Source organism: Coprococcus sp. RTP21281st1_F1_RTP21281_210402 (assembly GCF_040915325.1).
Taxonomy (GTDB): domain Bacteria; phylum Bacillota; class Clostridia; order Lachnospirales; family Lachnospiraceae; genus Coprococcus; species Coprococcus aceti.
Map to the genome: position 1 here is coordinate 171109 of NZ_JBCPDQ010000001.1, position 8118 is coordinate 179226.

The 8118-nt window shown below is 43.1% G+C and carries 11 protein-coding genes and 1 other RNA gene; all 12 read right to left on the reverse strand.

The window, feature by feature from the left end; translation table 11 throughout:
* Positions 1-713, reverse strand: a 713-nt coding sequence (locus AB5150_RS00840) for a PDZ domain-containing protein (protein ID WP_368291058.1), incomplete at its 3' end; no start/stop codon positions are given.
* A 62-nt stretch (positions 714-775) separates the two neighbouring features.
* Complete coding sequence (gene pgeF, locus AB5150_RS00845; RefSeq protein WP_055144958.1) at positions 776-1621, reverse strand: peptidoglycan editing factor PgeF; 846 nt, start codon at positions 1619-1621, stop codon at positions 776-778.
* A 13-nt stretch (positions 1622-1634) separates the two neighbouring features.
* Positions 1635-1997 (reverse strand): YraN family protein, encoded by a 363-nt coding sequence (locus tag AB5150_RS00850; protein WP_117548922.1) that lies wholly within the window; start codon positions 1995-1997, stop codon positions 1635-1637.
* 37 nt (positions 1998-2034) lie between these two features.
* Positions 2035-2790, reverse strand: a complete 756-nt coding sequence (locus tag AB5150_RS00855; RefSeq protein WP_015534984.1) for a ribonuclease HII — start codon at positions 2788-2790, stop codon at positions 2035-2037.
* A gap of 64 nt (positions 2791-2854) precedes the next feature.
* Complete coding sequence (gene lepB, locus AB5150_RS00860; RefSeq protein ID WP_118016554.1) at positions 2855-3880, reverse strand: signal peptidase I; 1026 nt, start codon at positions 3878-3880, stop codon at positions 2855-2857.
* Entirely contained in the window at positions 3881-4729 is an 849-nt protein-coding gene (gene ylqF / locus AB5150_RS00865) for a ribosome biogenesis GTPase YlqF (RefSeq protein ID WP_015534986.1), read from the reverse strand.
* Between the two features lie 10 nt (positions 4730-4739).
* Positions 4740-5312: a signal peptidase I gene (gene lepB / locus AB5150_RS00870; protein ID WP_117548919.1), complete on the reverse strand. Its 573-nt coding sequence runs from the start codon at positions 5310-5312 to the stop codon at positions 4740-4742.
* A 110-nt stretch (positions 5313-5422) separates the two neighbouring features.
* Positions 5423-5770 (reverse strand): 50S ribosomal protein L19, encoded by a 348-nt coding sequence (gene rplS / locus AB5150_RS00875; protein WP_055272925.1) that lies wholly within the window; start codon positions 5768-5770, stop codon positions 5423-5425.
* Between the two features lie 375 nt (positions 5771-6145).
* Positions 6146-6487, reverse strand: a transfer-messenger RNA (tmRNA) gene (gene ssrA, locus AB5150_RS00880).
* 94 nt (positions 6488-6581) lie between these two features.
* Positions 6582-6929, reverse strand: coding sequence for a hypothetical protein (locus tag AB5150_RS00885; protein WP_015534988.1), 348 nt, complete (start codon positions 6927-6929; stop codon positions 6582-6584).
* Positions 6930-7083: 154 nt separating this feature from the next.
* Positions 7084-7557: an SsrA-binding protein SmpB gene (gene smpB, locus AB5150_RS00890; protein WP_022216414.1), complete on the reverse strand. Its 474-nt coding sequence runs from the start codon at positions 7555-7557 to the stop codon at positions 7084-7086.
* A partial coding sequence (locus AB5150_RS00895; protein ID WP_368291059.1) for an RNB domain-containing ribonuclease occupies positions 7520-8118 on the reverse strand: 599 nt, incomplete at its 5' end. The genes AB5150_RS00895 and smpB, both read right to left, overlap by 38 nt.

Here is an 8118-nt window from a genome sequence, read left to right on the forward strand (position 1 = left end):
CTGTTGAACGGTTCAAGATGGAACAAGCCATCTCTGTAATCTGACAAACCGACAGGGACCACGGATAAGCTCTCCATAACAGGAACAAACTCCATAAGATCAGAGATCGTACGCCACAATTCCTCCCCATCATTTATCCCCTTGCACAGAACTATCTGTCCATTCATAGGAATACCAGCTTCATAAAATTTCCTTATATAGTCAAGTATGGCACCGGCAAATCTGTTGTTCAGCATACTGCAGCGCAGCTTGGGATTGGTAGTGTGCACCGATATATTTATCGGAGCAAGGTGATAATTGATTATTCTGTCAATATCCTTTTCCTTCATATTAGTAAGGGTAATATAATTTCCCTGAAGAAATGACAGTCTGGAATCATCGTCCTTGAAATATATAGTGTCTCTCATACCTTTCGGGTTCTGATCGATAAAGCAGAATATACACTTGTTATAGCAAGACTTGTAATTATCCATCAGGGAATTTTCAAAAACAATCCCTAGATCCTCGTCATAATCCTTATCTATCTCCAGAAGCCACTCCTCGCCGTCAGACTTCCTCACGAGAAGTTCTATATATTCGTCATTTATGAGATACTGATAGTCAAATATATCCTCTATAGGATGGTCATTGACCGCCAGAATATTATCTCCCGGTTCGATCTCCATCTCCTGGGCTATACTTCCCTCAAGTATTTCCTTTACAATATGTTCCATAATTTCCTCTTTTATATTAATTGTCTACTGATCAAAAGCTGCAGCAAATGAATAACGCCCTATCATTCAGGGAGCATGATCACTGCCGCAAGATTACCCCGCAGGCCTTTGCTCGCCCTGTGTGAAAAAAGCCATTCGCTGTTACAGCATGTACATATATTTGTCACGTCAATATTCTCAGGTTTTACACCTGAATCAACAAGATTGTAATAGTTGGCCTTGTGGAGATCAAGCAGATATTTGCCATTACCCTTGCTAAATACGATCTGAGCCGTCTCTGCTTCCGTATATGCCGCCATAAAGCGTTCAGCTACATCTTCACTCACCTCATAGCAATTCTTGCATATAGAAGGTCCTATGGCGCAAATGAGATTCTCTGGAGATGTTCCATATTCAGACTTCAATCTGTTTATCATATGTCCGCTTATCTTGCTGACGGTTCCCTTCCACCCAGAGTGATTCGCCGCAACAACCTTTTTCACCGGATCATAGAACAATACAGGGACACAGTCCGCATAAAATGTCATAAGTGGTATCCCCGGAACATCCGTCATAAGTCCATCGATCTCCAGAATATCCGACTCTCTGATTATTCCCTTTCCGGCATCCTTCTCTGTAACTTTATATATGTCTGTCTTATGCACCTGATCTGAGAACACAAGCTTTTCGTAATCATACCCCACTGCAGTGGCAAATCTGCGGTGATTCTCCATTACCAGATCCGCATCATCGCCTCTGTGGAAGCTCAGGTTCATGGAACCCAGATATCCCTCACTCACTCCGCCGATCCTGGTGGAGAATGCATTTACAACTCCGGCTCTGTCCAATTTGTCAAATGATATATAATCCACGCCATCCACCGTGTGGACATGTGTTGAATTGTCTTTCCTAATATACTTTATATCCATATCCGCCATCCTATCAATATCCCGAATACTCAAATGCATTTTCTATATGATGTATATCCTCACCAAGTATGGTTATCACATCAAATCTAACCGGGGTGTCCATTCCATATCCATATTTGTTCAGGAAGAATAATGCAGTCCTACATATCTGTCTCTGCTTGCGCACATCGACAGCCTCCTCCGGCAAGCCCTTATGTACTCCGGACCTATACTTCACCTCGATAAACACTATATATCCATCGTGTTTTGCCACTATATCTATCTCACCGCTGGCCACCCTGAAATTCCTGCACAGGATCTCATAGCCCCTGCCAGCCAGATGATCAGCAGCTAAAGCTTCCTTTTCATTACCGGTTGCTCTGCTGTTATACATCATTTCACCTTTCCATGAATATATGTGTGATGAACAATTGTTATACAAAGTTCTTGATAAACGTCCTTCTGTGTATTGCGCACGGACCGATCTTCTTGAGCGCATCAATGTGCTCTGCCGTACCATATCCCATGTTTTTTGCAAATCCATAACCCGGATACAGACTGTCATACTCAACCATAAGCCTGTCCCTTGTAACCTTTGCAATTATACTTGCTGCCGCAATCGACGCAGACAGCGTATCACCTTTTATTATGCCTACCTGCTCGATATCAACACCCGGAATATTAACCGCATCGTTTAACAGGAGCTGTGGTTTAACCTGAAGCTTCGATATAGCCTGCTTCATCGCCTCGTAATCTGCATTGAGAACATTTATCTCGTCAATTACTTTCTCGTTTGCCATACCCACGCCTACAGCTACAGCCTTCGCCATGATCTCATCGTATAGAGCCTCCCTCTTCTTCGGTGTGAGCTGCTTGGAGTCGTTGAGGTATAAAATATCACAGTCCTTTGGAAGAATGACTGCAGCAGCCACTACAGGGCCTGCAAGCGGGCCTCTTCCGACCTCATCTATACCACATATATATCCCTTATCAGCGTATTTTCTCTCAAATTCAAACATTTTATAGCTGCGGGCTTTTTCCTTTTCAAGAGCATTGATCTTTTTCTGAGCGGACGCTATGATCTTCTTTACCCCATCTCTCTCATCGTCGCCATACTTCTCGATAAGCCCCGAATATTCACTTATATCAGCATCAGCAAATACTTTTTTTATCTCCGCTATACTTTCCATATGTCCTCCACCTAAAAACAAGGACCATTGCCACTTTTTAGGCAACAGCCCCTGATATCTTATCCTATTCTATCTTGCCAAAACCGCCTGTAAATCTGAATACAGCCCTGCCGATGATGTCTTTCTTGTGTATATTGCCAACATCCTCCACACGGCTGTCACGGCTGTTGTTTCTGTTATCTCCCAGAACAAAGTACTCGTCATCACCCAGTGTGATCTCCTCGGCTGCAACTCCGCGCTTGTCGCTGGCTATGGCCTCTCTGCCATACACATCGCCCTCCAGAGGCTCGTCATTTATATAGATAACACCATCTTCGTCTATATACACTGTCTCACCCGGAAGTCCGATTATACGCTTGATGAAGAAGGTCTCATCATCGTCTCCATACGGGAATACAACCACATCAAATCTCTTCGGCGAGCCAAATTCATACTCAAGCTTGTCGATCCATAATGTATCTCCGCTGTGAAGAGTATTGCTCATGGACTCTCCACTGACCTCTGTTCGCTGTCCGACAAATGTGAGCACAGCCCAGCATATGCCAATTACTATTATTATATAAATACACAGAAATATGAGATCCTTGACAATATTGACTTCCTTTTCGGCCTTTTCTTTCTTTTTTGCCTCTTTCTTCTCTTTCCTGAGCTGCTTCTTTAAAGCCTTCTCGTCAAGTTCTCCATCCTCATTGTACACTTCTTCAGAAGAGTCTGTATTAACCGCTTCTGCAGTTTTATCTGAGCTCTCAGATTTAGCTGCTCCTGCAGCTTCTTCCGATGTCTCCTTCTGAGATGCTTCTTCCGATTTATCTGCTGTCTCCGCCTTTGCATCAGCCGAACTCTCAGCGACTGCTTTGTCCCATGACCAGGAGGACTTCTCCTTATTTTCCTGCTCATCGTCGGCAGTTTTCTTTTCAGCTTCCTTTGCTTCATTCGCAGCCTTTTTTGCAGCCTTCTTCTGTTCTTTATCTATCGCTTTCTGACGCTTCTTCTCATATTTGGCGATCTCTTTGTCCCTTTCCTTCTTCGCAGGGTCATCCTCAAATATATCGTTTAACGCATCAGCAACATTCTTGTTTTCTTCACTCATCTAGTCTTCCTTCGGGGTCTCCAATGTAATACGCCCCAGCTTTCCCGATCTGAAATCATCGATCAGCAGAGCCGCAGCCTTGTCATAATCGAGCTCCCCGCCCTTCTTAATGCATTGTCTCTTCTCTGCGATACCTGTCAGCATCTGTACAGGATCATCAACACTTTCAATATTATACCTTTGAACAAGGGTATTACAATAGTTTGCCTGTAAAAATTTAATTAATTCAACCGCTATATCCGTTATGCTGAGTATCTCATCATTGATCGAACCTATGAACGCAAGTCTGAGACCAACGGCCTCATCATCGAATTTCGGCCATAAAATACCGGGAGTGTCCAGAAGCTCAATATTCTTTCCAAGTCTTATCCACTGCTTGCCTTTTGTGACACCAGGCTTATTTCCAACCTTGGTGCAGGCCTTTCTCGCATAGGAATTGATAAACGTGGATTTGCCGACATTCGGGATACCGACTATCATCGCCCTTATCGGACGGTTTATGATTCCCCTTTTTCTATCCCTCTCTATCTTCTCTTTGCAGGCCTCCTGCACGATATTGTTGATACTCTTCATCCCCATACCGTCACGGGCATTTATCTTTGCAACGGCAAAGTCTTTATTCTTATAATAGTTTTCCCACTTTGTTGTGACTGCATCATCCGCAAGATCTGATTTGTTGAGGAGTATGAGTCTGTATTTGTTCTTTGCAAGCTCGTCTATATCAGGATTCTTACTACTGAATGGGATTCTTGAATCCACCAGCTCTATGACGATATCTATAAGTTTTATATCCTCCTGCATCATTCGTCTTGCTTTTGTCATATGTCCGGGATACCACTGTATATTCATATCTCTACCTCTATTTTATCTTTACTCTGCCCAGCATCTCGCTCTTTTGCACATTGCCAGCCGCCTGAAATCTTGAATCCTGGCTGTTGTCCGGATTGTCTCCGAGCAGGAAGTATTCATTCTCTCCAAGTGTGATCGCAGATTCCGCTATTCCGGCTGTTTTTATCTCACAGTCGACGGGATAATCTGCAAGCGGATTGCCATTTATATATACCTGACCATTCTGGATAAGCACAGTCTCACCCGGCAGGCCTACCACTCTCTTGATGGAATAGTATTTGTCCTGATTCTCAACTATACGATACGCTACCACATCGTATCTTTCCGGGGATGTCACCAGATAAACAGCCTTATTGACCAGATACGATTCTCCATCCGTCAGTGTCGGCTCCATGGATGGTCCTACCATATATACCGTCTGGAATCCAAATGCAACAAAACCATAACCAAGTATAGCCGCTGTCAGTATCGATATGAACCAGCCAAGTGCGCTCTTCATAGTCTTTTTCAATGATCTCTGTTGTCTTCTCTGACGCCTTTTTTCTCTCCTTATCCTTCGGAGTCTGTCATATCTCTCACTCATGAATTCTATCCTTCAATCATCAATATATTTGTTCAGTTCATTTCATCCATTCTAAAAATGGCTGGAGTAGAAATACTCCAGCCACTTTTACTTTCATGTTACAAGCTTTATTATTTAACAAGCTCCTTAACCTTTGCTGCCTTACCAATTCTTGAACGTAAGTAGTAAATCTTAGCTCTTCTAACTTTACCTTTTCTTACAACTTCAATCTTCTCAACGAAAGGTGAGTGTACAGGCCATGTCTTCTCAACACCGCATCCGCTAGAGATCTTTCTAACTGTGAATGTCTCTCTGTTGCTTCCGCCCTGTCTCTTTACTACAGTACCCTCGAAGATCTGGATTCTCTCCTTGTTACCCTCTTTGATTCTGTTGTGTACCTTAACAGTGTCTCCTACGTTGAACTCATCAACGCTCTCCTTCATCTGTGAAGCTTCAAGATTCTTAATGTAATCGTTCATTGTGTTCCTCCTTAATATTCTGATGTTCTTACTACCATATCCACCGGATATATGGGCACAGAGGACCATCACTCTTTTCACAACTCATTTAATATAACATACTGAAATTGTAGATGCAAGAAGAATTTTCGGATTTTATCCGTTTTTTAGCAAACAGGGCATATAGATTGATTTCTATATGCCCTGTTGCATTAAATATCTTGTTCGACTTAATTCAGTCAAGTGGAGCAGACGCATTAGAAGACGAACTTCGTTCGCAGGCGTCTGCGTGCTTCACAACTTGTCGTCAAGCGTAGCTTGATGACCTACGCGCACATCAGTGCGCTTCCTCTGAAGGATTCCTCCCACCTACGGCGGGCCCCTCCTTATGAAAAATAGTGGAGCTGGCGGGAGTCGAACCCGCGTCCAAAAGCTCATTCACTACAGTTTCTTCCATCACAGTCAGTGCTTTAACATTCCCTCAGCCTATCGCCCACTAACATGCTATAGACCTTAGTAGCTTCATGGATTTTCCTACATCGCAAAGCTTAGATGCAGGAGTTTGCCGAAAATCGACGCCATTCCTAAAGGCTCGGCGTTCCTAAAGGATGACGACTGCCCTTAGGCAGCGTATGCTAAATTATCGTTAGCGTTTATTTTTTTTCCAGCTTTTAGCGTGGCTCTGGTCCACGGATGGCTTCCATAGCTTCAAAACCCCTGTCGAAACCAGTCAACCCCTGATCATAGATCAGTGATAACCAATCATTTATAATATATGCAGCAAATATCAAAATAATACTTGCGCCTATATATCTTAATTTATCAGATGCTCTTACTCAGCGTCAGCAGTTGTATCTTCCTCTGCATCTGTCGCCTCTGCTGTATCTTCTGCATTTTCAGTTGTGTCTGCTGTGTCCTCAGCATCGGAAGCTGTGGCAGAAAACAGAGTGTCATAACCGCTGTCCTTCCAAGTCTTGTCTACATATTCTGACAAGCCTGAAGCATCAACATACTTAGGTATCGCCTTATATATCTTCACACCCGCAACGCTTCCAACTATAGCAGCGATAACAACGATCGTAACTGTTATAGCAATAATCTTCTTGATCTTCTGCTTCCTGAGTATCTCCTTGCGGTGCTTTTTCTCATATTTCTTCTTATCTACTTTACTCTGACTCATAACGCCCTTCTCCAGACTATCGTTTATTTGATTCCGATACACACATTATATCTGAACCAGCTTATCTTATTCAACACCTTGCTAGTATAACACAAGCTGCATTATAATTCCAATAATAAGTTTGATTTCACAGAAATTCCACAAACGCTCACGATCAGAAGTCCTTGCTCCTGCTCTTAAGATCTCTCTCCATCTCGCGCTTCATATCCTTCTTGGCGATATCCTCACGTTTGTCGTAGAGCTTCTTACCTCTTGCCAGACCTATCTCCATCTTGACAAGTCCATCTCTGATATATACCTTGAGCGGCATAATGGTATAACCCTTCACCTTCTGCTGTCCGATAAGCTTGTTGATCTCGTACCTGTGGAGCAGCAACTTTCTCGTCCTGAGCGGATCTTTATTGAATATATTCCCCCTCTCATATGGGTTGATATTCATTCTGTACACATACACCTCGCCGTGGTCTATTCCGACAAATGCTTCCTTGATACTGCAGTGTCCCTGTCTTATGGACTTTACCTCGGTTCCCACAAGCTCTATTCCGGCCTCAAACTTCTCTTCTATAAAATACTCGTGATATGCCTTTTTGTTATTTGCGATGAGAGTGTTTCCTCTTTCCTTTGACAAATGTATCCTCTCCTTTATATACAATACTGAAATCTATCGACTTCGTCATCTTGTCTGTATTCTTCACCTTTATCTGTATAGGATCACCGATGGCATATTGTTTGCCCGTGTCCTCACCTATCATAGCATAATCTTCCTGAGAAAAATAGTAATAATCGTCGCGCATATCTGCCACGTTCACAAAGCCTTCCACCGTATTCGGCAGTTCCACGAACATTCCCCGGTTTGTAACTCCTGAGACAAATCCGTCATAGACCTCGCCAATGTGAGCTGACATATATTCCACCTTCTTGAGCTTCTCCACATCACGCTCAGCTTCCTCAGCTCTTCTCTCCTTGCGCGAATTGTCATCAGCCACCCTGTCAAGTATCATGCTGTAATGTTCTATTCTCCTCGAGTCAAGTCTGCCATGTATATTTTCCTTTATTATACGATGTATCTGCAGATCTGGATATCTCCTTATAGGAGAAGTAAAATGACAGTAATACTTACACGAAAGTCCAAAATGTCCTGTGCACTCCGTTGAATACTTCGCCTGTTTCATGGTCCTCAGCGCCATCC

Bases quoted from the DNA above. Each gene is read 5' to 3' on its own strand.
- pgeF (WP_055144958.1), bottom strand. From the start codon at position 1,621: ATGGATATAAAGTATATTAGGAAAGACAATTCAACACATGTCCACACG.
- AB5150_RS00850 (WP_117548922.1), bottom strand. From the start codon at position 1,997: ATGATGTATAACAGCAGAGCAACCGGTAATGAAAAGGAAGCTTTAGCT.
- AB5150_RS00855 (WP_015534984.1), bottom strand. From the start codon at position 2,790: ATGGAAAGTATAGCGGAGATAAAAAAAGTATTTGCTGATGCTGATATA.
- lepB (WP_118016554.1), bottom strand. From the start codon at position 3,880: ATGAGTGAAGAAAACAAGAATGTTGCTGATGCGTTAAACGATATATTT.
- ylqF (WP_015534986.1), bottom strand. From the start codon at position 4,729: ATGAATATACAGTGGTATCCCGGACATATGACAAAAGCAAGACGAATG.
- lepB (WP_117548919.1), bottom strand. From the start codon at position 5,312: ATGAGTGAGAGATATGACAGACTCCGAAGGATAAGGAGAGAAAAAAGG.
- rplS (WP_055272925.1), bottom strand. From the start codon at position 5,770: ATGAACGATTACATTAAGAATCTTGAAGCTTCACAGATGAAGGAGAGC.
- AB5150_RS00885 (WP_015534988.1), bottom strand. From the start codon at position 6,929: ATGAGTCAGAGTAAAGTAGATAAGAAGAAATATGAGAAAAAGCACCGC.